Origin of the sequence: Xanthomonas sp. WHRI 1810A, from assembly GCF_040202885.1 — a bacterium.
Taxonomy (GTDB): domain Bacteria; phylum Pseudomonadota; class Gammaproteobacteria; order Pseudomonadales; family Pseudomonadaceae; genus Aquipseudomonas.
Window position 1 is genome coordinate 179050 of record NZ_JBEGED010000011.1, and the last position, 24746, is coordinate 203795.

Consider the following 24746-nt stretch of genomic DNA (forward strand, 5'->3'; position numbering starts at 1 on the left):
CGCCGAAAAGGTTGATTCTGCCCATGAGCCAAGCCCCCCTCGTCCTGGTGGACGGTTCTTCTTATCTGTACCGCGCCTTTCACGCGCTGCCGCCGCTGGCCACGTCCAAGGGCCTGCCCACCGGGGCGGTCAAGGGCGTGCTGAATATGCTCAAAAGCCTGCGTCGTCAGTACCCGCAAAGCCCGTTTGCCGTGGTGTTCGATGCCAAGGGCGGGACGTTTCGCGACGAAATGTTCGCCGAATACAAAGCCAATCGCCCAAGCATGCCCGATGACATGCGCGTGCAGGTCGACCTGCTCCACGCCTGCGTCAAGGGCCTGGGTTACCCGCTGCTGTGTGTGGAAGGCGTTGAAGCCGACGACGTGATCGGCACGTTGGCGCGCAGCAGTGCGGCGGCGGATCGGCCGGTGGTGATTTCCACCGGCGACAAGGACATGGCGCAGTTGGTCGACGGGCACATTACGTTGGTCAACACCATGACCGGCAGCGTGCTGGATGTGGCGGGCGTGAAGGAGAAGTTCGGTGTCGGTCCCGAGCACATCATCGATTATCTGGCGCTGATGGGCGACAAAGTCGACAACATCCCCGGCGTGCCTGGCGTCGGTGAAAAGACCGCAGCCGGTTTGCTCACCGGCATCAACGGCGGCTTGAAAGAGCTGTACGAGAATCTGGACAAGGTCGCGACGCTGACCCTGCGCGGGGCCAAATCGCTGGCGGCCAAGCTGGAAGAGCATCGCGATATGGCGTTCCTGTCCTACCAACTCGCGACGATCAAAATCGATGTCCCGCTGGACATCGAGCTGGACGCCCTGCATTGCGGCGAACCGGATCACGATGCACTGATGGCGCTCTACACCGAGCTTGAATTCAAGAGCTGGATCGAAGACCTGCAGCGCGATGCCAGACAGGCCGGGAAGGAAATCGTCGTTGAAGAGCAGGCGCCGATCATAGAAGCCAAGTACGAACTGATCCTTGAGCAGACGCAATTCGACGACTGGCTCAAGAAGCTTCAGGACGCCAAGCTGTTCGCCTTCGTGGTGCATAGCAACGGCACCGACGCGCAACGGGCGCAGATCGTCGGCATTTCCTTTGCCATCCAGACCCACGAAGCCGCTTACATTCCGCTGACCCACTCTTACATGGGCGTGCCGCAGCAATTGGACCGCGACGCGGTGCTCAAGGCAGTCAAGCCGATGCTGGAGGACCCGACCAAGATCAAGGTCGGCCAGCACGCCAAGTTCGCGATCAATCTGCTGGCCAATTGCGCCATCGATGGCGATCAGGCGCAGGGCATCAGCGTGCAGGGCGTCAAGTTCGACACCATGCTCGAATCCTATGTGCTCGACTCCACCGCCACCCGTCATGACCGCGACAGCCTCGTGGCCAAGTACCTGAATCACACGCCGGTGAATTTCCAGGAGATCGCGGGCAAAGGCGCCAAGCAGTTAAGCTTCGATCAGATCGCGCTGGAGCAGGCCGGGATCTACGCCGCCGAAGAAGTCGACCTGACCCTGCGCCTGCACGAAACCTTGCAAGCGCGGCTGGCCGCCATCCCGACACTGGCGCCGGTGCTCAACGATATCGAGATGCCGCTGATGCCGGTGCTGGCGCGTATCGAGCGACAGGGTGCGTACGTCGACGCCAAGCTGCTGGGCATCCAGAGCGTTGAGCTGGGCAACAAGATGACCGAGCTTGAGCGTGAGGCCTTCGCCATCGCGGGTGAGGAATTCAACCTCGGCTCACCCAAGCAACTGGGCGTGATCTTGTATGAAAAGCTCGGCATGCCGATCATCAGCAAGACTGCTACCGGCCAGGCGTCGACCGCCGAAGCGGTGTTGCAGGAGCTGGCCGAGCAGGATTTCCCGCTGCCCAAGGTGCTGATGCAGTACCGCTCGATGAGCAAGCTGAAAAGTACATACACCGATCGTTTGCCGGAGCAGATCAACCCGCGCACCGGGCGTATTCACACCTCTTACCATCAGGCGGTCGCGGTTACCGGGCGTTTGTCGTCCAGTGATCCGAACCTGCAGAACATCCCGATTCGCACCGCAGAAGGTCGTCGCATCCGTCAGGCGTTCGTGGCGCCGCAGGGCTACAAGCTGTTAGCGGCGGACTACTCGCAAATCGAACTGCGGATCATGGCGCATCTGGCCAAAGACGAAGGGCTGCTGCACGCTTTCCGCAACGACCTGGACGTGCACCGGGCCACGGCGTCGGAAGTGTTCGGCGTCGAGCTTGAGGGCGTCACCAATGACATGCGCCGCAGCGCCAAGGCCATCAACTTCGGCCTGATCTACGGCATGAGTGCGTTCGGGCTGGCCAAGCAAATCGGTGTCGATCGCAAGCAGTCGCAAGCCTACGTGGATCGTTATTTCGCCCGTTACCCCGGCGTGCTGGAGTACATGGAGCGCACCCGCACCCAGGCGGCAGAGCAAGGGTTTGTTGAAACGATTTTCGGCCGCCGGCTGTATCTGCCGGACATCAACGCGAAAAACCAGGCCCTGCGCAAAGGCGCCGAACGCATGGCGATCAACGCGCCAATGCAAGGCACGGCTGCGGACATCATCAAGCGCGCGATGGTGGCGGTGAACGGCTGGCTGGACACCTCCGGGCTGGACGCCCGCGTGATTCTGCAGGTCCACGATGAACTGGTGCTGGAAGTGCGCGAAGACCTGGTCGATCAGATCAACAAGGAGATTCGCGTACACATGAGCGGCGCCGCTGAGCTGGACGTGCCGTTGCTGGTGGAAGTGGGCGTGGGGAATAACTGGGACGAGGCGCATTGATCAACTCTGATCAGATAACGCCATCGAACATGACGTCATTGTAGGAGCGCGCTTGCCCGCGATTGCATTTCTTCAGGCCCTGAAGGGGTCGCTGAAACACCACAATCGCGGGCAAGCGCGCTCCTACGGGCTGCGCCCAGAATCAAAGACAGTTCCTGTTACCGAGTATGAAACTTCTAACAAATTTTGAACTTCACCGGCCAAAACCCGTCAGAACTAGCGGATGGCTGACGTAGTCATCCAGCTCCTATGTTGTGTTAAGTGTTGGCAGAAACTGGACCTTTCCCTAGTGGTCCGGAACTTGAACCCCGAACTTCCCCTCCCCACATGAAGTCCGGGGTTTTTTTTGCCTGCGATTACTCCGCAGGTGCCTTGTCTTCCAGCGCCATCCAGCCCGCCAGCACGGTGTAGGCCTCTTCCAGACCCAGACGCTTGGGCGCCGAGAACAGCTGGATGGTCACCGCATCGCCCCAACCCTTGCGGATGTCGGCCTGGACCTTGAGCAGCACGTTCTTGGCCGCGCCGAAGGTCAGCTTGTCGGCCTTGGTCAGCAGAATGTGCATCGGCATCTGGCTGGCAATCGCCCAGTCGAGCATCAGCAGGTCGAAATCCGTCATCGGGTGGCGGATGTCCATCATCAGGATCAAACCCTTCAGGCTTTCACGGCTGCCCAGATAGGCTTCCAGGTGACGCTGCCAGTGCAGCTTGAGCGGGATCGGGACTTTCGCATAACCGTAACCGGGCAGGTCGACCAGACGTCGATCGTCGTCCAGACTGAAGAAGTTAAGCAACTGGGTGCGCCCTGGGGTTTTCGAGGTGCGGGCCAGGCTGGCGTGGGTCAGTGTGTTGAGCGCGCTGGATTTGCCCGCGTTCGAGCGGCCGGCGAACGCGACCTCGAAACCTTCGTCGTCGGGGCACTGATCGACTTTGGCTGCGCTGAGCATGAACTTGGACTGTTGGCACAGGCCGAGGATGGGATTCTTCAGTTGCATGGGATTTCCGGTGGGGACGTTGCCTGCTGGAGGGCGGCAAGGTGGTTCATATCCGTTTCAGTGGGGCGAGTATACACTTCGGCGGGGTGACAACCCGCCCCGGCCGCCTAGACTTACGCACAGCAATGCTTCACTTGATGCCGCCGCGTGGATTGTGCAGGGACCGCAGTAGCGAGGACTACCGAACCATCATCCACCGGATGAGAGAGTGGGCCCGCTATTCACTTTTCACTTTCGCCGTTTTGGATTAGCCGATGAACACACTATTCGCGAGTCTGCTGTTGACGCTGGGGCTGGCGGGCGCTGCCGGGGCTGCTGATGGGGTGGTAGGCGATCCCGCAGCAGGCCGGGCGAAAACAGCGGTGTGTGGCGCCTGCCACGGACCGGACGGCAATAGTATGGCGCCCAACTTTCCAAAACTTGCGGGCCAGGGCCAGCGCTACCTGCTCAAGCAGTTGCATGAGATCAAGGACGGCAAGCGCGTCGTGCTGGAAATGACCGGGCTGCTGAACAATTCAAACGATCAGGATCTGGCGGACATGGCTGCGTACTTCGCCGGCCAGAAAGGCAGCGTCGGCGCGGCCGATCCCAATCTTGTGGCCCGGGGTGAAGCGTTGTTCCGTGGCGGCAAGCTGGATCAAGGCCTGCCCGCCTGCACCGGTTGCCATTCACCCAACGGCACTGGCAACTCCGCCGCAGGCTTTCCGCATCTGGGCGGCCAGCACGCCGATTACATCAAGAAACAGCTCACGGCCTTCCGCGAGGGCGAGCGAACCAACGACGGCGACACCATGGTCATGCGCAGCATCGCGGCGAAGCTGAGCAACAAGGATATCGACGCATTATCGGCGTACATCCAAGGCCTGCATTAAGGGCGGATTAAGGCTTGCAGCGTATTTGCGTGCTTTGACATATGGGTTCATGAATCCTGCGTCGGCGGGCCAAAAAGGGTAGCGAACGGCTGCCCTTTTTTGCGGCCGCAGGCGTTACACTGGCGAACTCATGCCTCCACGTCCGGTCCTACTGCGGTCGCGTCGAGGCGACTTTCATGCCCAGGAGTTAAGCATGCGTAATCTGATCCTCAGCGCCGCTCTGGTTGTTACCAGTTTGTTTGGTTTGTCCGCCCAAGCCGCAGAACCCATCGAAGCCGGTAAACAATACGTAGAGCTGAGCAGCGCCGTTCCTGTTTCCGAGCCAGGCAAAATCGAAGTCGTCGAAATGTTCTGGTACGGCTGTCCACACTGCTACGCCTTTGAACCCACCATCAACCCATGGGTTGAGAAACTCCCCGCCGACGTACACTTCGTCCGTGTGCCCGCCATGTTCGGTGGCCCTTGGGACGCCCACGGCCAGCTGTTCATTACTCTGGACACCATGGGTGTAGAGCACAAAATTCACGCCGCTGTGTTTGACGCGATCCAGAAAGGCGGCAAGCGTCTGACCGACCCGAACGACATGGCTGAATTCGTGGCCACCCAGGGCGTCGACAAGACCAAGTTCCTGGAAACCTACAATTCGTTTGCTGTGAAAGGCAAAGTGGCGCAGTACAAGGAATTGGCCAAGAAGTACGAAATCACGGGTGTACCGACCATGATCGTCAACGGCAAATACCGCTTCGACCTGGGCACCGCCGGTGGTCCGGAGCAAACCCTGCAGGTCGCCGATCAGCTCATCGCCAAAGAGCGTGCGGCGATGACTGCCAAGTAAGCCGGGCTCGCCATGGCGCGCTGGGGTACTACGCAACGCATCGTTGGCCGTCCATCAGCGAAGGTCAACGAGCGCCACTTGCAAGAGACGGGGCTGCCGGCTGACGGCCGGCTCCGTCTGCTCAGTTTCAACATCCAGGTCGGGATCAGCACTGAGCGCTACCGTCATTACCTGACCCGCGGCTGGCAGCACCTGCTGCCGCATAACGGGCGGGCAGGCAATCTGCAAAAGATTGGCGACCTGCTGGGCGACTACGACTTTGTTGCCCTTCAGGAAGCCGACGGCGGCAGTCTTCGATCCGGCTACATCAATCAGGTTGAACACCTGGCCCAGCTCGGTTCTTTCCCGTACTGGCATCAACAGCTCAACCGCAACCTCGGGCGCTTCGGCCAACACAGCAACGGCGTGCTCAGCCGTTTGAAACCGTGGGAAATAGAAGACCATCCACTGCCCGGCCCTTCCGGACGGGGTGCCATTCTGGTTCGCTTCGGCGAAGGCCCCGACGCATTGATCATCGTGGTCATGCACCTGGCCCTCGGTGCCCGTACGCGCACGCGGCAACTGGCCTACATCCGCGAACTCATCGGCGGTTATCGGCATCAGGTGCTGATGGGCGACATGAACACCCACGCGTCCGACCTGCTGGAGCTGTCGCCACTGCGCGACCTCGGCCTGCTGGCGCCGCAGATTGAAGCCACCTTCCCCAGCTGGCGACCACAGCGCTGTCTGGACCACATCCTCCTGAGCCCGACCCTGACGCTTGAAAAAGTACAGGTCCTGGCTCATCCCATCTCCGATCATCTGCCGGTCGCGGTGGAGATTCGCTTACCGGCCTCATTAATTGGGGATTCCCTGCCGATAACCTGCTGATCTCCTCTCGGACCTGTGGAATGACCGACGAAGCACAGCGCTGGAAAGAAAAGTACCTCAAGAGCATTGAACAGCAAGACAAGTTGGAGCGGCGGTGGAACGCGCGCCTCGACTTGTTGCGCCGTGGCCTGGTACGCAGCAGCCTGGCGGCCGAGGGCGCAGACAAGGCGGTCGACCAGTGCATGAAGGAAATGCGCGAGATTGTCCGCAAAGACGATATGGATGCGGGGCTGGCCGCGCTGATACCCCGTCTTGAAACAGCCGTGCTGGAATCCGAGCAGCGGCGCGAAAAGCGCGTCGAGCAAATGGGCAGCGCGCTGACTTCGCTGGTCACGCAACTTCAGGCGCTGCCGCTGCCCAAGGCGGTGAGCAAGCCGCTCAAGCAATTGGCCAAGGGGCTTGAGGAACGGGTCAATCAGGCGCGCGAGTTGCCGCTGCTGCTGGGTGAGCTGAGCGGTTTGCAGGGTCAGGCGCTGGCGCTGCTGGAACACCCGGAACTGAATGCCCGCCCGGGTTTCCTGCAACGGCTGTTCGGCGGTCGAGACGCCTCCGAACCTGTTCCCGAGGAAGAGAACAACGCACCGCAAAAGGCGAACTGGACCAACGAGGCACCTGCGCCTTCCGGCCCTCCTGACGTGCCGACGATTGTGGCGACTGACGGTTTGCCCGCCGTGGCCGCGCCCGAGCCCCCTGCTGTCGCGCTCCCCCCGCCGATTTCCCAGGCATCTGCCCCAGTGCCCGTGGAACCCGTCGTCATCGACACCGTTTTGCCTGAGCGTGAGGCGGCTCATCCGGATGAACCCGTGATCGAGCCAGACGTGCCTGCCCGCGAGGTCGAAACCACAGGGCAGACTGCGGAGCCAACCTCCGAAGATGAACCTGAACCTGAAGCTGAAACCGAACCGGACGCAGCCGCTGACGTGGCGGAAACGACCATCCCGGACCAGCCGCCTGAGTCCATCGAGGACGCTATCGAGGACGCGCACCACGACGTAGTGGAAGAAGTCGATGTCGAACCCGCAGCAAGTGAAGTCGAGGACGATACCCCCTTCGCATTGCCCTCCTCGCCCGAGCCCACCTACAGCTCTGTCGCCGCGCACATTGAACAGACACTCCTGGGACTGTTGAACGACCTGACGCTGCCCGAACATCATCGGCCCCAAGCCGAAGCGATGCGGGCCAGGCTGGAAAACGGCCTGAACTGGTACGAATTACTACCGATACTCGACGATCTTGCGGTCTTGATGCTGGCGATCAACGACAGCGGTCAGCATGAGTTCGAGGTCTATCTCAAGCACCTGAACGACCGGCTGGAGTCCTTCCAGAGCAGTCTCCTGGCGGCCACTACTGACCACGCCGACACTCAGTCCGTGTCCCGTCAACAGAGTGATCAGTTACGCGAGCATGTCGGCGGCATGCAGAGCAGCGTGCAGGACGCCGCGGACTTCGACAGCCTGAAACACACCTTGGAAAGCCGCTTCGAGGGGCTGATCGCCGCTATGGATCAACACCAGAAAGAACGCGACGAGCGCGAACAGGATGTCGCCAGTCAGTTGGTTTCGTTGGTGGGGCGGGTGGCAACCATGGAGCAGGAAGCGCAAGGCTTCCGGTTGAACCTGGAAGAACAGCGCCAGAAAGCCCTGATCGACACCCTCACCGGCTTACCGAATCGGGCGGCCTGGAGCGAGCGTCTGGATCACGAGATCCAGCAGTTGCAGATCACCCGCCAGAACCTGCTGATGGGGATACTGGATCTGGATCACTTCAAGCGGATCAATGACGGATACGGGCACCTGGCGGGCGACAAAGTCCTGAAAATCGTCGCCGGGCAGCTGAAAAAACGTCTGCGGCCCAACGACTTCATTGCGCGCTTTGGGGGTGAGGAGTTTGTTTTTCTGCTGCCTGACACCCTGGCGACTGACGGCATGGTGCTGCTGGAACACGTGAGGGTCGGTATTGAGCAGTGCCCGTTCCACTTCAAGGGTGAGCCGGTGACGATCACCGTGTCGATGGGCATCACCCCGTTCAAAGCTGGCGAGCGCAGCGATGTGGTGCTCAAACGGGCTGACGAAGCGCTGTACCGGGCTAAAGCCGAGGGCCGTAACCGCATCGAGCAGGGATAGGGGACGCACAAAAGTAAGTGGATGTTTCATTTGGGCCTTGGCATGGGCGCGCTGCAGACCATACGTTATGCTGTTGCGTTACTCGTCTACGTGTTCTGTCTCCATATGAAATTGCTTTGTTCCGTTGTCCTGCTCCTTCTGCTCGCCGCGTGTTCCAGCGGGCCAAAGATCGACACCAGCCACCCCTCCGTCAATTTCGACGAGCGCGCGCAGTTCGTGGTGCTTCACTACACCTCTGCATCGCTGGAGCGTTCGCTGGCGCTGCTGACTCACGGCGAAGTCAGCAGTCACTACCTCATCGGCGACGGTCCGGCGACCGTCTATAAACTGGTCGATGAAAGCAAGCGGGCCTGGCACGCCGGCGAAAGCGAGTGGGAAGGCCGGACGTGGCTGAACTCAAGCTCCATCGGCATCGAAATCGTCAACCCCGGCTACAAGGACACGCCCACCGGCAAGCTGTGGTACCCCTACAGCGAGGCGCAGGTCCAGGCGTTGATCGTGCTGCTCAAGGACATCGTGCAGCGCAACCATATCGAGCCCCGGCACATCATTGGCCACAGCGACATCGCCCCGCTGCGCAAGCTCGATCCAGGGCCGTTGTTCCCTTGGAAACGTCTGGCCCAGGCCGGCCTGGGTGTCTGGCCTGACGAACAACGCGTGGCGCAACGGCAATCGCAGATGATGGGCAATGTGCCGAGCATCTCCTGGTTCCAGCAGCAGTTGGCCCTGCTCGGCTACGCCACGCCCCAGACCGGGGAGCTGGATGTCGCCACGCGCCACGTCGTGGCCGCGTTCCAGATGCATTACCGCCCGACAAAGTTCGATGGCGAGCCTGACCTGCAAAGTGCGGCTATTCTCCAGGTGCTCAACCTCAAGAATTAAATGCTCGGGCGCGTCATATTTGACGCGCTATTTCCGTGCTTGTTGCTATACCTCATGGGTAGATTCGACCGGATATCACCCAATGTTCCTGGCAACAACCCAACTACGCTCAATCTTCTATCGCCCTTCGCTGCTGGCTTTGCTGGCGGCGTTGCTGAGTGCCGTTGTGCTGTTATCGGGCAGTTTCGGGCTGGCCATGCATCAGGCGCGGCAGCAGGAAAGCGCGCAGATGAATGCCCAGGGCGAGCGCTTTCTGGTTCGACTCGAGCAGTTATTCGGGCAGCTGCGCACCGGTCTCGATCAGTTGGAAGCGCAGCCGCTTCGCGAATGCAGCCCGCGGATGATCGACCAGTTGCGCGAAGTCAACGCACGGTATCGCTTCATCTATGAGGCGGCGTTCATCAACGACACACACTTCTGCTCCAGCTGGACCCGGCAAAGCCTGATCGGCAAGCTCCGCGCCCCGGATATTCGGGGCCCTACCTACGATTACTGGCTCAACACCTCCACCCAGCCGGATGACAACCTGGCGTCACTGATGCTCGGGCGTGGCGATTTCCGTGTGTCCACGTCCCGTGGCCATCTGACCGATGTCGTGGATTTGCCCCCAGGCGGCAGTTTGATTGTGGTCCTGAACAACGGCACCAAGGCGGTCCCTGTCCTGGGGCCAACCCAGGCGTGGCCGCCCACTGCCGACTGGTCACCGACCTCGATCGAGACGCTGATGACCACCCAGGATCAGCTCATCTATCGCATGCCCACCCAAAGCCCTGAATATCAGCTGGTGCTGGTGACGCCTCGCAGCGGCCTGCAACAGAAGATCACGGGGGCCTGGTGGTTGCTGGTCCCGGCCAGTGTGCTGGTGTCGTTGTTCATCGGTGCGCTGGTTTTGCAGTTGGTACGCCAGCGGCTGTCTCTGGGTGGCGAGCTGCACGGCGCCTTGCGCCGCGGCGAATTGAAAGTGCTTTACCAGCCGATCTTCGATCTCAATACCCGGATCTGCGTGGGGGCCGAAGCGCTGGTGCGCTGGCGCAGGCCAGACGGCACGCTGACCAGCCCTGACCTGTTTATTCCACTGGCCGAGAACACCGGCCAGATCCGCCAGATCACCGATTTTGTGCTTCAGCAATTGCTTGACCAGTTAGGGCCGCTGCTGCGGGCCAATCCGCACCTGTACATTTCAGTCAACCTGGCGGCCTGTGATGTCATGGCGCCGAGGATCGGGCGTGTGACGGCCAGGCTGCTCGCGCTGCACCGGGTGGCCCCCCGACAGATTGCCTTCGAGGTGACCGAGCGCGGCCTGATTGATGTGGTGGTGGCGCGCAATCATCTTCAGGCGTTGCGCGATCGCGGTCATCAGGTGTTGATCGATGACTTCGGCACGGGGTATTGCAGTCTTGCGTACCTGCAGACGCTGCCGGTGGATTGCCTGAAGATCGACAAGGCGTTTATCGACGCGCTGGGCCACGACGCCGCCAGCAGTGGTGTGGCGCCGCACATCATTCGCATGGCGCATGCGCTGCAACTGCGAGTGATTGCCGAGGGCATCGAGTTTGAATCCCAGGCCTTGCTGCTCAAGAGCGAAGGTGTGATTTATGGCCAGGGCTGGTTGTTCGCCAGGCCGTTGACCGCGAAAAAATTCATCGAGCTGGTGACCGGCGGGCGGCGCAATACTGTTGGTCGCCGCGCAAACGACGTGGCCTGAACCCGGCTAGAGCGGCAGCGCCATATAGAATTGAGTGCCTTGGGCCGGGCGCGAATAAACGCCCATTCGGCCGCCGTGCAGCTGCACGATCTCCTTGCACAGGGCCAATCCCAACCCCGCGCCGCCTTTTTTGCGGCCCACCTGCACGAACGGTTCGAAGATCCGTGCCTGCTGGCCGTAGGCAATACCTTCGCCGTTGTCTTCGACACTGACGATCAGCCGCTCGCCGTGGCGCCGCGCTTGCAGGCGGATCAGCCCGCCATGGGGCGTGTGGCGCAGCGCGTTATCCAGCAGGTTGTCGAGCACCCGTTCCAATTGAGCCCGGTCCGCATTCAGACGCGGTAGAGGCTCCTGGATTTCCACCAGCAGGATGATGTCCTGTTCCTGCGCCTGGTCCGCGAACCGCTGGCGCGACTCTTCCAGCAGGTCACTGACGTCAAAGGGTGCCAGGGCGAGTTTTTGCAGGCCATTCTGGTAGCGGGAGAAATTCAGCAGGTCGTTGATCAGCTGCATCAGCCGCTGCATTTCTTCGTTGACGGTCTTGAGCAGGTCCGCCTCGCGCGACTCCGCCGGAAAGCTCACACGCTCCTGCAGCAGCCCGAAGGCCATGTGCATGCCGGTGACAGGGGTGCGCAGTTCGTGCGATGCCCGGAGGACGAACTCACTGCGCACGCGTTCAAACGCGCGCTGCTCGGTGACGTCATGCAGCACCATCACCGCGCCCAGAATATGGCCTTTGGTGTGGCTCACCGGCGTCAGGCTGTAGGTCAGTAGCCGCGCTTCACCATCGATTTCAATGGACAGGTCTTCAGGGGCGCGCTCCAGAGTGCCGCCGCGCAGCACCAGATAAAGCTGCTCATCGAGTTCGGGGCGATTGAGCGCTTCCCCCAGCCCGAGACCCACGCGGTTTTCATCCCACCCCAGTTGCCGCTGGGCCACCGGGTTCAAGTGCTCCAGCCGGCCTTGACGATCGATCATCAGCAGCCCGTCGTCGATGCTGTCGAGGACCGCTTGCAGACGTTGCTGGCCCGCCAGAAGCTCATCGACATTGGTGACCTGATGCTGGCGCAGGGCTTCAGCCATGACGCCAAACCGTCGGGTCAGCAGATTCATCTCGGCCGCTGACGAAATGGGCAGGGTCACCTCGAAATTGCCCTGGCCAATGTTGTCCGCAGCCTTGGCCAGCGCTTCGATGGGTGCACCGAAGCGCCGCGCGATGCCGTGGGCCGTAACGAAACCGACGCCCAATACCGCCAGGCCCACCAGCCCGAGCAGCGCCGATACCCACAGCGCGTGAGTGCGTGCGCTGCTTTCCGATTGATTGATGTTTTCCAGTGCTTGCCGGTGGGCGTCCAGCAATCCATTGCGCAGCTCATTGAATTTGGCACTGAGATCAGCGTCGTCGCTGATGGGCACCGCAGCGTCCCGGATGCGCTCGTAGGCCTGGAGGAATTCTCGATAATCGGCTTGTGCCTTTTCAAAGCCGGTATCGGTTTTGGTCTGGATATCGTGATTGATGCCTTCGGTCAGCAGCGCCTGAAACTGCTGCTGTGTCTGCGCGAGGGCCGGTTGGACCGGTTTGTCGCGCAGCATCATGACCAGTTGATCACCCAGGTTTTGCCGCAGTTTGAGGCCCAGGTCGAGGGTGACGAAGTTATGCTGAATCAGGGTTTCCTGTGATTTCGCCATTTGCATGACGGACACAAGCCCTAGCAGCAGCCCCAGCAAGGCGACCGTGATCAGGGCCGAAATGCTGAGAAAGAGGCGGGTGCGTAACTTCATCGCGAACTTCATGGACGACCAGTCATAGGTTGTACTGCTTGCGCTTGCGGTACAGCGTCGAGGCGTCGATGCCCAGGGTTCGGGCGGCTTGATCCAGGGTGTCGCTGGTGGCCAGGACAGCACCGATGTGGGCTTTTTCCAGTTCGTCCAGACTCAACGCGGCACCCACCCGTGGGGCATTGTTGACGGGCTGTTCAGCCATGCCCAGGTGGGTGACTTCGACTTTTTCCTGCGGGCAGATGATGCTTGCCCGCTCGATCACGTTGCGCAGTTCGCGGATGTTGCCCGGCCAGCGATAGTTGAGCAGCGCCCCCCGGGCCTCGTCGCTGAACCCCCGCGCCGGCCGACCGTATTCTTTGACGAAGCGTGCCAGAAAGCGGTCTGCCAGGGTCAGGATGTCTTCGCTGCGTTCGCGCAAGGGCGGCAGGTTCAACGTGATGACGTTCAGGCGGTACAGCAGGTCCTCACGGAAACGGCCTTCGCGGACCATGTCTTCGAGGTTGAGGTTGGTGGCCGCCAGAATCCGCACGTCTGCACGCCGGGTGACCGGGTCGCCGACGCGTTCGTATTCCTTGTCCTGAATAAAGCGCAGCAGTTTAGGCTGCAGCGTCAGCGGGAAATCGCCGATTTCATCCAGGAACAACGTACCGCCATCGGCCTGGTTCACCCGGCCCAGCGTGCTTTCGCTGGCGCCGGTAAAGGCACCGCGACTGTGACCGAACAGCTCGCTCTCCATCAGCTCCGCCGTCAGTGACGGGCAGTTGATGGTGACGCACGACTTCTTTGCTCGCTTGCTCCAGCCGTGAATAGCCCGCGCCAGCTCGCCCTTACCCGTACCGGACTCACCCAGAATCAGGATGTTGGCGTCGGTGTTGGCCACCTGACGGGCTGTCTCCAGAATCGCCATCATCGATGGGCTGTGGGAGTCCAGGCCGTCCTTGGGTTTGCGAACCTCGCCCTCCAGCGCTTCAAGCCTGGCGGACAGTTGACGCACTTCCAACTGCTTGGCCGTGGCCAGACGCAGTTGATCGGGGCTGCACGGCTTGACCAGATAATCGGCAGCACCGGCCTGAATCGCATCCACGGCGGTGTCCACCGCTGAGTGGGCCGTCACGATGACGACCCGCATCCACGGTGCCTGAACGCGCATTTGCGCCAACACATCCAGCCCGTTGTCTTCCCCCAGACGCAAATCCAGGAAGCACACATCGAATACCTGACGTTGCAACAGCGCCTCGGCCTGAGCGGCACTGTTGGCGGTGGCAACGCTGTAGCCTTCATCTTCCAGGCAATAGCGGAAGGTGCGAAGGATGGCGGATTCATCATCCACAAGCAGAATACGGCCCTGATTCTCAGTGGCTGCTTCCATTTTTCCTACGCTCCTGTACGAATGATCTTTGGTTAGTCCCGGAAACATCGGGCAAGTTGCATGGTGGATTCTGATTGATTAATCGCCCGACATGGAAGTTATCTGCGCATATTCCCCTTACGCAGCCTATTTACTGGCGCCCGCGCCAGATGAAGACGCAAGGTTCCGGGGCGCGATGAGGCAGTGATGGCACTCTGCACAGAACGACTTGGCCTATGGAAAGTCTTTTAGGTAGTCCTTTTGCAACCGTTGGAGATTCGCCATGCACCCGCTGAAGAAGATTGCCCTGGCCACCGCGACCGCCACAGTGCTGGGGTTTGCCTCGCTCTCTGTTCAGGGGGCCGAAGCGCCGAAGGGTGATCTGCAAACGCAGCTGGCTGAAGCGCGACAGGAAGGGTCGATCTGGACTGCTTTTGCCCTGAACCGCCACCTGAGCCCGTTCAACCTATCGGTTGAAGTCGAGCAAGGCACGGCGACTCTCAAAGGCAAAGTGGAAAACGAGGTCGACAAAGCCCTGGCCGAGCAGATTGCCGGCGGTACCCAGGGCATCAATCATGTGGACAACCAGCTGGAGATCGATGGGGCTGTCGCGTCCGAGCCGGGGACCAAGGCCAATATGGCTCAGCGCTTCGAAGACGCGACGCTGACCGCCACGATCAAATCCAAACTGTTATGGAACAGCGTGACCGAAGCGTTGAATATCGATGTGGAAAGCCAGCAAGGCGTCGTCACCCTTAAAGGACAGTCGCAGAATCCTGATGCGAAACTGTTGGCCGGAAGCCTGGCCAGTAATACCGATGGCGTAACGGAGGTGAATAACCTGATCAGCGTCAGCGCCCGTGACACACAGGCCATCAAGGACGAAAGTGCCGCCGAGGCCAACAGCGTGCGTGAAGAGTTCAGCGACGCGTGGATCATCAGCAAGGTCAAATCCAGCCTTATTTATAGCCGCACGCTGGATGGCCTGAACATCAAGGTCGACTCCAAGGCTGGCGTCGTCAAACTCGACGGCGTCGTGGCCAACTACGCCGAGAAAGAACTCGCCGTGGAAATCGCCCGCAATATCCGCGGCGTCAAAGGGGTTAACGCCGACACCCTGCGTGTCACGACGCGAACGGCGGGCTAAATAATCTGTAGGAGCGCGCTTGCGATTGCGTTCTGTCAGGCGCCCTTTGTTTTGAATCGACCGACGCCTCGCGGGCAAGCGCGCTCCTACACATCACCGCCTCGCCGCCATTCCCGTTCTGTTCGTGCATTCCGCACGATGCCAAATGTTCAATCGTGCAGCTTGCGTGTAGGACTCATCGCATTGCCCTATTCAACTCATTGATTTATATAGGTTTTATCGAATTTAAAAAGCTGGCACACAGCCTGCAATACTTCTCTCAAGAAAGGCTCGAAGCGTCGGCCAACAAAGATTGATAGCCACTTCGGTGGGAAGGGAGCATCGGAATGAATATTCAGCGTCTCGCTCAAATGCGCATCTCGCCTCTGCACTTGCAACAGGGCTTGTTTGCCAGCCTGGCACTGATGATCACGCTGATTGCTGCTCAACAGTTTAACCACTGGAATCAATCGGACGCTGCGATACAGATTCAGCCTTTGTACCGCCATGCCGCACCGGCTGCGACCGCTACGGCGCTGAAGGCTCAGGATGTTGCGCTGAGCTTCCAGTCTGTTGACGAAACTGCAGCCGTTGAAGCATCGCCGCGGGCGCAAAGCTGGGTGTTCTGAATGTTGGATCTTCTGCCCTGTTGAGGTCAGAGGCGTACCTGCATCGAATAGTCGATTTCGATTCGATGTTTAGAATTCAAAAACAGTAAGGAGAATCACCATGTTGAGTTGGGCAATCACGTTTCTGATCATCGCTATCGTCGCAGCAGTCCTGGGCTTCGGTGGTATCGCAGGCACCGCAACGGGTATCGCCAAGATCCTGTTTGTCGTCTTCCTGGTGATGTTCGTTGTTTCGTTCTTCTTCGGTCGTCGCGGTCGAGGCTGACATGGCCGTTAGACACTTCAATGCACTGGCGCTGACACTCCTCATGAGTACCAGCGCCATGGTATTGGCGGCCAACGACGGGCAGTCCAGGGTGAACGAGCTGATTGGCTCCAGCCCCGAGTTCCGCCAGGCGTGGTCGAGTGTTGTGAAAAAGGAAGAGCGATTACCCGATTGGGTGATCAATCTGTCCGGATCGTCCGAACAAATGAGCGCTGTCACTGAAAACGGTGACGGCTACCTCGTCGGGCCTCTGTGCGAGACCGCAGACACTTGCATCACCAAGCGTCTGATCGTTGCGTACAGCCTGGATAAGAAGGACGTTTACGCGATGTTGGTTGAAGTACCGGCAGGCTTGCCTGCCGATAAATCGCCTACTCGCCACGCGGACTATCGCTTCCTGGGTAAGCCTGATGAAGGTATGCAGGGTCTTCTGAAAGAGCAATTGAAGAAAGACCTGCACTGGTATTGATTCTCCGCAGACGGGTCGGCCAGTCCGACCCAGCTGTTTGCATACGGCAACTACCCGCCCCTGTTTCACCCTTCCTATCCCAATTGTTTAACGTCCTGCAAGCGCGACGGAAACGTCCTACGACCGTATATCGACAAAAAAACGCCTGTAAATCCGGTCGCTGCCGAGATTAAGCGTGTTTGCTTTGTCCCCTTCCTAGACCCCTCTTCATCCCCGCAGGCTGTGCCTATGCGACGTCTTGCCTTCTAAGCCTTGGCCGCGCTGACATCCGCTGAACTCCAGAATCGCTAAGTCATTGATTTATCTCATGCCGATTCGGCATGAGGTAGTCGTTTACGGCATTAGACGGTCGGAGCGGACGTGGGAATAGTTGCGCCCTTTTTCGCCTGCCAGAGCTCGGATGCTCGTTTGCAGTGACTTGCTGGATTATTTCAAGGGCGCCAGCGCGTCGAATTGCCTCCATAGGGCGGCTTCGTGTGCTGGTTGGGGAATGTCCACGCCATCTGGAACAAGGGTAATGACATGAAGAAGGCAAAACTGAGCCTCGCCTGGCAAATCCTCATCGGGCTGGTATTGGGGATCGCGCTTGGCGCTGCGCTCAATCACTTCAGCGCAGAAAAAGCCTGGTGGATCAGCAATATTCTGCAACCAGCGGGCGACATCTTCATTCGTCTGATCAAGATGATCGTCATCCCCATCGTCATCTCGTCACTGATCGTGGGCATTGCCGGCATGGGTGATGCCAAGAAGCTGGGGCGCATCGGCTTCAAGACCATCGTCTATTTTGAAGTGGTCACCACCATCGCGATTGTTGTGGGTTTGCTGCTTGCCAATGTGTTCCATCCGGGCACGGGCATCGACATGAGCACCCTGGGGACGGTGGACATTTCGCAATACGAGAAGACCACCTCCGAAGTGCAACATGACCACGCGTTCATCGCGACGATCCTTAACCTGATCCCGTCCAACATCTTTGCGGCCATCAGCCGTGGCGACATGCTGCCGATCATCTTTTTCTCGGTGTTCTTCGGGCTGGGACTGTCGAGCCTGCAAGCCGACGTCCGTGAGCCGCTGGTGAAGGTCTTCCAGGGCATCTCGGAAACGATGTTCAAAGTGACGCACATGATCATGAACTACGCGCCCATCGGCGTATTCGCCCTGATTGCGGTGACGGTGGCCAACTTCGGTTTTGCATCGCTGTTGCCGCTGGCCAAGCTGGTGATTCTGGTTTACGTCGCCATCGCTTTCTTCGCCTTTGTGGTGCTGGGACTGATCGCTCGTCTGTTCGGCTTCTCCGTGATCAAGCTGATGCGCATCTTTAAGGACGAGTTGATCCTGGCCTACTCCACCGCCAGCTCCGAAACCGTGCTGCCTCGAGTGATCGAGAAGATGGAAGCCTACGGCGCGCCGAAGGCGATCAGCAGTTTCGTGGTGCCCACCGGTTACTCCTTCAATCTGGACGGCTCGACCCTGTACCAGAGCATCGCGGCGCTGTTCATTGCGCAGCTCTACGGCATTGATCTGTCGATCGGGCAGCAACTGATGTTGGTATTGACCCTGATGGTCACTTCCAAAGGCATCGCCGGTGTACCGGGGGTGTCCTTCGTGGTGCTGCTGGCGACCCTAGGCAGCGTGGGCATTCCGTTGGAAGGCCTGGCGTTTATTGCCGGCGTCGACCGCATCATGGACATGGCGCGTACCGCGCTTAACGTGATCGGCAATGCGCTGGCGGTGTTGGTTATCTCCCGCTGGGAAGGGCTGTACGACGACGTCAAGGGCGAGCGTTACTGGCAGTCGCTGGTTCATGAGCGTAAGACCGGATCGTTGCCGGTGGGTCAGGCGACTGTCGACTGACACCCCGCGCCATCACCAAGCCCCGGATTTTCCGGGGTTTGTTGTTTGCGAGGCCGGCGCAAATCCCTTGTAGGAGCGCGCTTGCCCGCGATTGTGGTATGTCGGAGATATTTGCGCCAAAAGACCAACCGCAATCGCGGGCAAGCGCGCTCCTACAGACTTCGACCCAGCGCCAGGCGCCGTTAGGGGTTTGTTGTTCAAGCCCGCGCCGCTATCATCGCCGCATCTTTTGAGGGACTTACCGATGCTCAACGGCCTGTGGCTTGGCTTTTTTCTAGTAGCGGCGGTCTCGGCGCTTTCCCAGTGGTTGATTGGCGGCAACGCCGGCATTTTTGCGACGATGGTCGAAAGCATCTTCGCCATGGCCAAGCTGTCGGTCGATGTGATGATTCTGCTGTTCGGCACCCTCACCCTGTGGCTGGGTTTCCTCAAAATTGCCGAGAAGGCCGGCATCGTCGACTGGCTGGCGAAAGTGCTGGGTCCGTTGTTCGCCCGGCTGATGCCAGAAGTCCCGCCCGGTCACCCCGCCCTTGGCCTGATCACGTTGAATTTTGCAGCCAACGCGCTGGGCCTGGACAACGCCGCCACGCCCATCGGGCTCAAGGCCATGCGCGCGCTGCAGGAACTCAATCCCAGCCAGACCATCGCCAGCAACGCACAGATTCTGTTCCTGGTGCTCAACGCCTCATCACTGACCCTGTTGCCGGTGACCATCTTCATGTACCGCACGCAGCAGGGTGCGCCCGATCCGACCATGGTGTTTTTGCCCATTCTGCTGGCCACCAGTGCATCGACGCTGGTGGGCCTGTTGTCGGTCGCGGTCATGCAGCGTCTGCGCTTGTGGGATCCGGTGGTCCTGGCCTATCTGATTCCCGGCGCCTTGCTGCTGGGCGGCTTCATGGCGCTTTTGGCCACGTTGTCGGCCACGGCCCTGGCCAACTTGTCCTCGGTGCTGGGCAACGTAACCCTGTTCGGCTTGATCATCCTGTTTCTAGTGGTTGGCGCGCTGCGCAAGGTCAAGGTCTATGAAGCGTTCGTCGAAGGCGCCAAAGAGGGTTTCGACGTCGCGAAAAACCTGCTGCCGTATCTGGTGGCGATGTTGTGCGCCGTCGGCGTGCTGCGCGCGTCCGGTGCGCTGGACCTGATTCTTGAGGGCATTCGACACGCCACCCAGTGGTTTGGCCTGGACACTCGCTTTGTCGACGCGTTGCCGACGGCGCTGGTCAAACCGTTCTCTGGCAGCGCCGCGCGGGCCATGCTGATTGAGACCATGCAAAGCCAGGGCGTCGACAGCTTCCCGGCGCTGGTCGCAGCCACGATTCAGGGCAGCACCGAAACCACCTTCTATGTGCTGGCGGTGTACTTCGGTGCGGTGGGGATTCAGCGCGCCCGTCACGCCGTGGGTTGTGCGCTGCTGGCCGAACTGGCTGGCGTCATCGCCGCCATCTTCGTCTGCTACTGGTTCTTCGGCGCCGTCGCGTAGCCCTTCTGACCCTGCTCCACGGTCCATTGCAGCAATTGGGCAGTCAGCGTATCGCTGGCCTGCCCGAAGCCTGCCACCACCGCTGCCACACGCTTGTCCTTGACCGGCTGATGCACTTCGAATCGACGGCTGGCGATGATCCGCTGCCGGTCGTTGACGATCCGCGCGTCCAGACGGATAACCACTTCAATGGCCTGGCCTGTGTATTCACTCTGAAACGCCTGCAATTCGCCGCCCAGCTCAAAGTCCGCCTGCAGGTTGCTGTCATCGGTGCTGATCGATTGCACCCGGCCGTCCCGGTAGAACGCATCGGTCAGGCGGTTGCGCAAAAGGACCGGCGCCGGATCGCTCCAGCGCGCGCCCTTGTAGCGGCTGATGACATCGCCCTGCGGAATGACCGCGATGCCCGGGCTGTCCAGCGCCTGGCTGGCTTTGGGCCGGGCAATTCGCAGCGACCAGGGCACAGGCATCTGGGGTTTCGCGCTGACGGACGCGGTGGGCAGGCGATAGACGTCCGAAGGTTCGGTCTTGGGCAGAATCGAGCAACCGCTGGACAGCACAAGGGCCGCAACTACCAGCGAGCGCTTGATGGATGGACGGGCAAGCCTCATGGCTCGAACTCCTTGTTCTTGTCGCTGCCAAGCAGATAGCCGCTGGGGTCGGCGTCCAGACGGCGGGAAATGGTTTTCAGCGAAGACAGGGTTTCACGCAGTTCGCGGATGGCCGGGCCGAGCTCGCCCAGCCCTTGCATGCCGCCGTTGAGCGAATCCTGATTACGCGTCAGCAACGCATTGATCTTCGCACTGCTCTGTTCCAGGGATTTCATGGCGTTTTCGGCGCTGCCGATCACCTGCTTGCCGTCACGGGTCAGCAAGCCATTGGCGTTGCGCATCAGCAACGAGGTTTGTTCAAGGGTGCCACCTGCCTGCTTGCTGAGCACGGTCAACTGCTTGAGGGCCTGACGGATATCGGCGCGTTGATCTGCGACCACTGCGGTGGTCTGCTCCAGGTGTTCAAGCGTCCGGGTCAGGGTCTGGACGTTTTTCGAGGAAAACATTTCGTTGGCGTTGTGCAGCAGCACGTTGATGTTGGTCAGCAGGTCGTTGCTGTTGTTGAGCAGCCGCGCGATGGGTGATGGCGCCGCAATGATGACCGGCAGTTTGCCCTCTTCCCCCTCCAGCTCCGGGCTTTGCGGTGTGCCGCCGCTGAGCTGGATGATCGACGTGCCAGTGATGCCGTTCAGGGCCAGCTTGGCTTGGGTGTCGTTTTTGATCGGCGTGTCGCCCGTGACCCGGATCTGCGCCAGTACACGACGCGGGTCCTGCGGGTCCAGCCTGAGCCCGATAACGTCGCCCACCTTGATCCCGCTGTACTGCACGGCGCTGCCACGGGACAGACCGGTCACCGCCTCGTTGAACACAACCTGATAATCCTTGAACGCAGTGTCGACGCTGGACTTGGCCAGCCACAGGCCGAACAGCAACGCAGCGGCCACCACAATCACTGTGAACAGGCCGATCAGCACGTGATGGGCACGGGTTTCCATCCTCAGACCTCTTTTTGATGATTGGCGGCGGCGTAGGCCATGCGGCCGCGAGGGCCATGAAAGTATTCGTGAATCCAGGCGTCGTTGGTGGCGGCGACCTTGTCGATGCTGTCGGCCACCAGCACGCGTTTTTGCGCCAGCACCGCCACGCGGTCAGTGATGGTGTACAGCGTGTCGAGGTCGTGGGTCACCAGCAAAACGCTCAGCCCCAAGGCGTCACGCAAGGTCAGGATCAACTGGTCGAACGCGGCGGCGCCAATTGGATCAAGGCCCGCAGTGGGTTCATCGAGAAACAGAATGTCTGGGTCCAGCGCTAACGCACGGGCCAGCGCTGCGCGTTTGATCATCCCGCCCGACAGTGACGCCGGGTATTTATGCGCGGCTGACAACGGCAGCCCCGACAACGCCAGTTTTATCCCGGCCAGATGCTCGGCTTCCTCGCGGCTCAGCCCGGCGTGCTCAACCAGGGGCAAAGCAACGTTCTCGGCAATGGTCAGCGAAGAAAACAAGGCGCCCTTCTGGAACAGCACACCGAAACGTCGCTCAACCTGAGAGCGACCTTGCTCCGACAGATTCTGAAGATCCTGACCCAACACCCGGATGTTGCCGGCATCGGGACGGCGCAATCCGACGATGCTGCGCAACAACACCGACTTGCCACTGCCGGAACCGCCGACGACGGCAAGGATTTCGCCGCGATACAGGTCCAGATCAAGGTTTTCGTGCACGCTCTGGGCGCCGAAGCGATTGCACAGCCCGCGCACTTCGATCACTGTTTCACTGGGTTGTACGCAACGTTTGGTCACCAGCCAAGCTCCATGAAAAACATCGCCGCCAGGGCATCTAGGACGATCACGACGAAGATCGACTGCACCACGCTTGAGGTCGTGTGCGCGCCCACCGACTCGGCACTGCCGGTGACCTTGAAGCCCTCAAGACACCCAATCGAGGCAATGAAGAACGCGAAGATCGGCGCTTTGACCATGCCCACCAGAAAGTGCTGCACGCCGATGTCTGCCTCCATCAGCGATAGAAACATCGCCGGCGAGATGTCCAGCGACCACGCACACACCACACCGCCGCCGACGATGCCGCAGACCATGGCCAGAAAGGTCAGCATGGGCAGTGAGATCAACAGCGCAATGACGCGGGGCACCACCAACAGTTCTGTAGGACTCAATCCCAACGTTCTAATGGCGTCGATCTCTTCGTTTGCCTGCATCGAGCCGATCTGTGCCGTGAAGGCGCTGGCCGTCCGGCCAGCAATCAGGATAGCGGTGAGCAGCACCGCGAATTCCCTGAGGAACGAGAACGCGATCAGGTCCACGGTAAAAATCGTCGCGCCGAAGGCTCGCAGTACGGTGGCACCGAGAAAGGCCACCACCGCGCCCACCAGAAACGTCAGCAACGCCACGATGGGCGCGGCGTCCAGCCCGATCTGTTCGACATGGGCGACAATCGATGTGGTGCGCCAGCGCTTGGGACGAAACAGGTTTAACGCAATGGTCTGCATGATCAGGCCAACGAAGCCGAGCAACTGCAAGGTGTCTTTCCAGACCACATCGACGGCCCGGCCGATGCGTGCTAGCAGTTGCATGCCGACGGCGGTTTCCGGGTCCTTGACAGGCGCGCAGTAATCCGACAACGCCGACTGAATCGTCTGCATCAACGCGCGGCTGGATTCCGGCAGGTTGGGCGCTTGAACCGACAGCAGCCTCAAGCGTTCTGCGCCGAGCAATTCCACCAACAGTGAAGCACCTGCTGTGTCCAGCGCGCCCAGTTGGCTCAGGTCAACCCGGGTGCTGGGGCTGAAGCCGTCGCGCAGAACTTCGGTTTGATGGCGCAGGCTACGGTAATGAGCGAGCGTCCAGTCTCCGCTGATCGTCAACTGGCCGGGGCTGTCCGTGGTGTCCAGCACAGCGCTGCCCGAAAACGGGGGCGTGCTGACGGCCAAAGGGGTGGATGATGTCATTGCGACGCGCTTATTGGGTGTTGGCTGGAGTGGCGGGGGCCGGATCAGGTGCCTTTTTCTCAGGCGTCTTCTTGCCCGAATCGTCTGCATCATAGCTGTCCGCGCCCGGTTTCAAGCCAGCGGGCGAGAATCTTTTGCGGGTAACGGCTGGCTGATCACGGTCAGTCACTTCAAAACGAAGGACGCCGATCATTTGCCCATCATCCGTCAGCACCCTCACCTGCCATTTGCCGAGGACGTCTGCCTGGAAGTTCTGCTTGTGGGTCCACGCGCGATAACCCTCTTCGCGGCCGCCGTGAATGTCCAGCGCAATGCGGTCGACTTCTTTCCCGTTGTGGCGCCACACATGGTAAATGCGCTCATCCAGGCCCCGCGGCGCGTTGATCGAGGTGTAGGCATACAACCCGGAGCTGCGCAGCTGATTGACCCCGATTTCGGTGATGCTGTCCCCCGGCGAACGGGTCTGGTTATCGAAGGTGGTGCTCACGGCGACTTCGGTGAGCCAGAGCGTGGCAGGCGGGACCCACGACCTGAGCAGCCAGCCTGCGGCGCCGATGGCCAGCGTCATGAACACCAGGCCCACGCCACGACGCCAGTTGTTGATGGGGAAGCTCGACGCCAGACTCGGGAACGCCAGCAGCATCGCGGTGACCAGCGACAACTTGTAACTTTCGGCGGTGGTCAGGTGCAGGATGATCGGGAGCGCAGTCAGCAAGGCGGCGAACAGTGTCAGGGTGTGCAGCGCCATGAACAGCCAGCGCTTGGGTGCCAGCCATTTGTAGTACAGCGGGTCAACGATGGAGATTAGGCCAGCGGCCCCCAGCAAACCCGTGAACACCAGCTGCCCGCTGTTCCACGTCGTGGTGATGAAAAAGAACGGCAAAACGAAGAACAGGCTTTCCTGGTGAATCATCTGCGTGCCGTAACGCAGCAGCGGCTTGGGGATCTCCTTTTTGAAAATTTTCGCGAACAGCTTCAAGGCGCTGTTCTCGAACATCAGCCAAACCCAGCTCAACAGCAGGATGACGGCGATCCACGTCGCCAGCTTGGCTTGACGGTCCACCAGCATAAAGCTGCCGATGCCGGAGCAAAAACCGAACAGCGCGATGACACCCGGATAGCGCTTCATCAGGCCGATGGCACGCTGTACGACTGAATGGTTAACGATGGCGTTCCAATCCGGCATTTCCGTCATTCACTTTGCTGT

Annotated in this window: 21 protein-coding genes; 13 read left to right on the plus strand and 8 right to left on the minus strand. The window is 60.2% G+C overall.

What is annotated here, in order from left to right; genetic code table 11:
• Window positions 1-23: 23 nt before the first annotated feature.
• Window positions 24-2786: a DNA polymerase I gene (polA, locus tag ABQX22_RS17460; RefSeq protein WP_349801116.1), complete on the plus strand. Its 2763-nt coding sequence runs from the start codon at window positions 24-26 to the stop codon at window positions 2784-2786.
• A 356-nt stretch (window positions 2787-3142) separates the two neighbouring features.
• Here the strand turns inward: polA and yihA are convergent, their stop codons facing one another.
• Entirely contained in the window at window positions 3143-3778 is a 636-nt protein-coding gene (gene yihA / locus ABQX22_RS17465) for a ribosome biogenesis GTP-binding protein YihA/YsxC (protein WP_441005303.1), read from the minus strand.
• Between the two features lie 254 nt (window positions 3779-4032).
• Here yihA and ABQX22_RS17470 point away from each other — a divergent pair, with 254 nt between their 5' ends.
• The 6 genes from ABQX22_RS17470 (at window position 4033) to ABQX22_RS17495 (ending at window position 11065) form a co-directional block, all read left to right on the plus strand.
• A complete protein-coding gene (locus ABQX22_RS17470) occupies window positions 4033-4650 on the plus strand; it encodes a c-type cytochrome (protein ID WP_349801117.1) in 618 nt (205 codons plus the stop codon).
• Between the two features lie 193 nt (window positions 4651-4843).
• Window positions 4844-5485, plus strand: coding sequence for a thiol:disulfide interchange protein DsbA/DsbL (locus ABQX22_RS17475; protein ID WP_349801118.1), 642 nt, complete (start codon window positions 4844-4846; stop codon window positions 5483-5485).
• Window positions 5486-5563: 78 nt separating this feature from the next.
• Window positions 5564-6355 carry an endonuclease/exonuclease/phosphatase family protein gene (locus ABQX22_RS17480; protein WP_349801119.1) on the plus strand — a complete coding sequence of 264 codons (792 nt, stop codon included), beginning with the start codon at window positions 5564-5566 and terminating at the stop codon, window positions 6353-6355.
• 20 nt (window positions 6356-6375) lie between these two features.
• Complete coding sequence (locus ABQX22_RS17485) at window positions 6376-8478, plus strand: GGDEF domain-containing protein (RefSeq protein WP_349801120.1); 2103 nt, start codon at window positions 6376-6378, stop codon at window positions 8476-8478.
• A gap of 105 nt (window positions 8479-8583) precedes the next feature.
• Window positions 8584-9360, plus strand: a complete 777-nt coding sequence (locus tag ABQX22_RS17490) for an N-acetylmuramoyl-L-alanine amidase (RefSeq protein ID WP_349801121.1) — start codon at window positions 8584-8586, stop codon at window positions 9358-9360.
• Between the two features lie 82 nt (window positions 9361-9442).
• A complete protein-coding gene (locus ABQX22_RS17495) occupies window positions 9443-11065 on the plus strand; it encodes an EAL domain-containing protein (protein ID WP_349801122.1) in 1623 nt (540 codons plus the stop codon).
• Window positions 11066-11071: 6 nt separating this feature from the next.
• Here ABQX22_RS17495 and ABQX22_RS17500 read toward each other — a convergent pair whose 3' ends face one another.
• Together ABQX22_RS17500 and algB are read right to left on the minus strand one after the other, a co-directional pair.
• Window positions 11072-12847 (minus strand): KinB sensor domain-containing domain, encoded by a 1776-nt coding sequence (locus tag ABQX22_RS17500; RefSeq protein ID WP_349801123.1) that lies wholly within the window; start codon window positions 12845-12847, stop codon window positions 11072-11074.
• Between the two features lie 22 nt (window positions 12848-12869).
• Window positions 12870-14216 (minus strand): sigma-54-dependent response regulator transcription factor AlgB, encoded by a 1347-nt coding sequence (gene algB / locus ABQX22_RS17505; protein WP_349801124.1) that lies wholly within the window; start codon window positions 14214-14216, stop codon window positions 12870-12872.
• A 262-nt stretch (window positions 14217-14478) separates the two neighbouring features.
• On the opposite strand from algB, the gene ABQX22_RS17510 reads away from it, so the two are divergent.
• The 6 genes from ABQX22_RS17510 to ABQX22_RS17535 all read left to right on the plus strand — a co-directional run bounded on the left by ABQX22_RS17510 (window position 14479) and on the right by ABQX22_RS17535 (window position 20021).
• Window positions 14479-15342 carry a BON domain-containing protein gene (locus tag ABQX22_RS17510; protein WP_349801125.1) on the plus strand — a complete coding sequence of 288 codons (864 nt, stop codon included), beginning with the start codon at window positions 14479-14481 and terminating at the stop codon, window positions 15340-15342.
• A gap of 326 nt (window positions 15343-15668) precedes the next feature.
• Window positions 15669-15950 carry a hypothetical protein gene (locus ABQX22_RS17515; RefSeq protein ID WP_349801126.1) on the plus strand — a complete coding sequence of 94 codons (282 nt, stop codon included), beginning with the start codon at window positions 15669-15671 and terminating at the stop codon, window positions 15948-15950.
• A gap of 100 nt (window positions 15951-16050) precedes the next feature.
• Window positions 16051-16215: a DUF1328 domain-containing protein gene (locus tag ABQX22_RS17520; protein WP_002555679.1), complete on the plus strand. Its 165-nt coding sequence runs from the start codon at window positions 16051-16053 to the stop codon at window positions 16213-16215.
• 1 nt (window position 16216) lies between these two features.
• Window positions 16217-16684: an inhibitor of vertebrate lysozyme family protein gene (locus tag ABQX22_RS17525; protein ID WP_349801127.1), complete on the plus strand. Its 468-nt coding sequence runs from the start codon at window positions 16217-16219 to the stop codon at window positions 16682-16684.
• Between the two features lie 522 nt (window positions 16685-17206).
• Window positions 17207-18538 (plus strand): glutamate/aspartate:proton symporter GltP, encoded by a 1332-nt coding sequence (gene gltP, locus ABQX22_RS17530; protein WP_349801128.1) that lies wholly within the window; start codon window positions 17207-17209, stop codon window positions 18536-18538.
• 244 nt (window positions 18539-18782) lie between these two features.
• Window positions 18783-20021: a nucleoside recognition domain-containing protein gene (locus ABQX22_RS17535; protein WP_349801129.1), complete on the plus strand. Its 1239-nt coding sequence runs from the start codon at window positions 18783-18785 to the stop codon at window positions 20019-20021.
• Here ABQX22_RS17535 and ABQX22_RS17540 read toward each other — a convergent pair.
• From ABQX22_RS17540 to ABQX22_RS17560, 5 genes are read right to left on the minus strand one after another with little or no spacing between them, the layout of a single operon-like run.
• The gene (locus tag ABQX22_RS17540; RefSeq protein ID WP_349801130.1) at window positions 19994-20632 is read right to left on the minus strand and encodes an ABC-type transport auxiliary lipoprotein family protein; all 639 of its coding nucleotides are present in this window, start codon (window positions 20630-20632) and stop codon (window positions 19994-19996) included. The two genes, ABQX22_RS17535 and ABQX22_RS17540, sit on opposite strands and share 28 nt — an antisense overlap.
• Complete coding sequence (locus ABQX22_RS17545) at window positions 20629-21567, minus strand: MlaD family protein (RefSeq protein WP_349801131.1); 939 nt, start codon at window positions 21565-21567, stop codon at window positions 20629-20631. Before ABQX22_RS17545 ends, ABQX22_RS17540 begins: the two co-directional genes overlap by 4 nt.
• 2 nt (window positions 21568-21569) lie before the next feature.
• Window positions 21570-22376, minus strand: coding sequence for an ABC transporter ATP-binding protein (locus ABQX22_RS17550; protein WP_441005306.1), 807 nt, complete (start codon window positions 22374-22376; stop codon window positions 21570-21572).
• A complete protein-coding gene (locus ABQX22_RS17555) occupies window positions 22370-23539 on the minus strand; it encodes an ABC transporter permease (protein WP_349801133.1) in 1170 nt (389 codons plus the stop codon). The genes ABQX22_RS17550 and ABQX22_RS17555 overlap by 7 nt, the downstream gene beginning before the upstream one ends.
• 10 nt (window positions 23540-23549) lie before the next feature.
• Entirely contained in the window at window positions 23550-24725 is a 1176-nt protein-coding gene (locus ABQX22_RS17560) for a DUF5924 family protein (protein ID WP_349801134.1), read from the minus strand.
• Between the last annotated feature and the right edge of the window lie 21 nt (window positions 24726-24746).

Bases quoted from the DNA above. Each gene is read 5' to 3' on its own strand.
- ABQX22_RS17495 (WP_349801122.1), top strand. From the start codon at position 9,443: ATGTTCCTGGCAACAACCCAACTACGCTCAATCTTCTATCGCCCTTCG.
- polA (WP_349801116.1), top strand. From the start codon at position 24: ATGAGCCAAGCCCCCCTCGTCCTGGTGGACGGTTCTTCTTATCTGTAC.
- ABQX22_RS17555 (WP_349801133.1), bottom strand. From the start codon at position 23,539: ATGACATCATCCACCCCTTTGGCCGTCAGCACGCCCCCGTTTTCGGGC.
- ABQX22_RS17545 (WP_349801131.1), bottom strand. From the start codon at position 21,567: ATGGAAACCCGTGCCCATCACGTGCTGATCGGCCTGTTCACAGTGATT.
- yihA (WP_441005303.1), bottom strand. From the start codon at position 3,778: ATGCAACTGAAGAATCCCATCCTCGGCCTGTGCCAACAGTCCAAGTTC.
- ABQX22_RS17485 (WP_349801120.1), top strand. From the start codon at position 6,376: ATGACCGACGAAGCACAGCGCTGGAAAGAAAAGTACCTCAAGAGCATT.
- ABQX22_RS17540 (WP_349801130.1), bottom strand. From the start codon at position 20,632: ATGAGGCTTGCCCGTCCATCCATCAAGCGCTCGCTGGTAGTTGCGGCC.
- ABQX22_RS17500 (WP_349801123.1), bottom strand. From the start codon at position 12,847: ATGAAGTTACGCACCCGCCTCTTTCTCAGCATTTCGGCCCTGATCACG.
- ABQX22_RS17525 (WP_349801127.1), top strand. From the start codon at position 16,217: ATGGCCGTTAGACACTTCAATGCACTGGCGCTGACACTCCTCATGAGT.
- ABQX22_RS17475 (WP_349801118.1), top strand. From the start codon at position 4,844: ATGCGTAATCTGATCCTCAGCGCCGCTCTGGTTGTTACCAGTTTGTTT.
- ABQX22_RS17560 (WP_349801134.1), bottom strand. From the start codon at position 24,725: ATGCCGGATTGGAACGCCATCGTTAACCATTCAGTCGTACAGCGTGCC.
- ABQX22_RS17520 (WP_002555679.1), top strand. From the start codon at position 16,051: ATGTTGAGTTGGGCAATCACGTTTCTGATCATCGCTATCGTCGCAGCA.
- ABQX22_RS17490 (WP_349801121.1), top strand. From the start codon at position 8,584: ATGAAATTGCTTTGTTCCGTTGTCCTGCTCCTTCTGCTCGCCGCGTGT.
- ABQX22_RS17515 (WP_349801126.1), top strand. From the start codon at position 15,669: ATGAATATTCAGCGTCTCGCTCAAATGCGCATCTCGCCTCTGCACTTG.
- ABQX22_RS17535 (WP_349801129.1), top strand. From the start codon at position 18,783: ATGCTCAACGGCCTGTGGCTTGGCTTTTTTCTAGTAGCGGCGGTCTCG.
- ABQX22_RS17470 (WP_349801117.1), top strand. From the start codon at position 4,033: ATGAACACACTATTCGCGAGTCTGCTGTTGACGCTGGGGCTGGCGGGC.
- algB (WP_349801124.1), bottom strand. From the start codon at position 14,216: ATGGAAGCAGCCACTGAGAATCAGGGCCGTATTCTGCTTGTGGATGAT.
- ABQX22_RS17510 (WP_349801125.1), top strand. From the start codon at position 14,479: ATGCACCCGCTGAAGAAGATTGCCCTGGCCACCGCGACCGCCACAGTG.
- gltP (WP_349801128.1), top strand. From the start codon at position 17,207: ATGAAGAAGGCAAAACTGAGCCTCGCCTGGCAAATCCTCATCGGGCTG.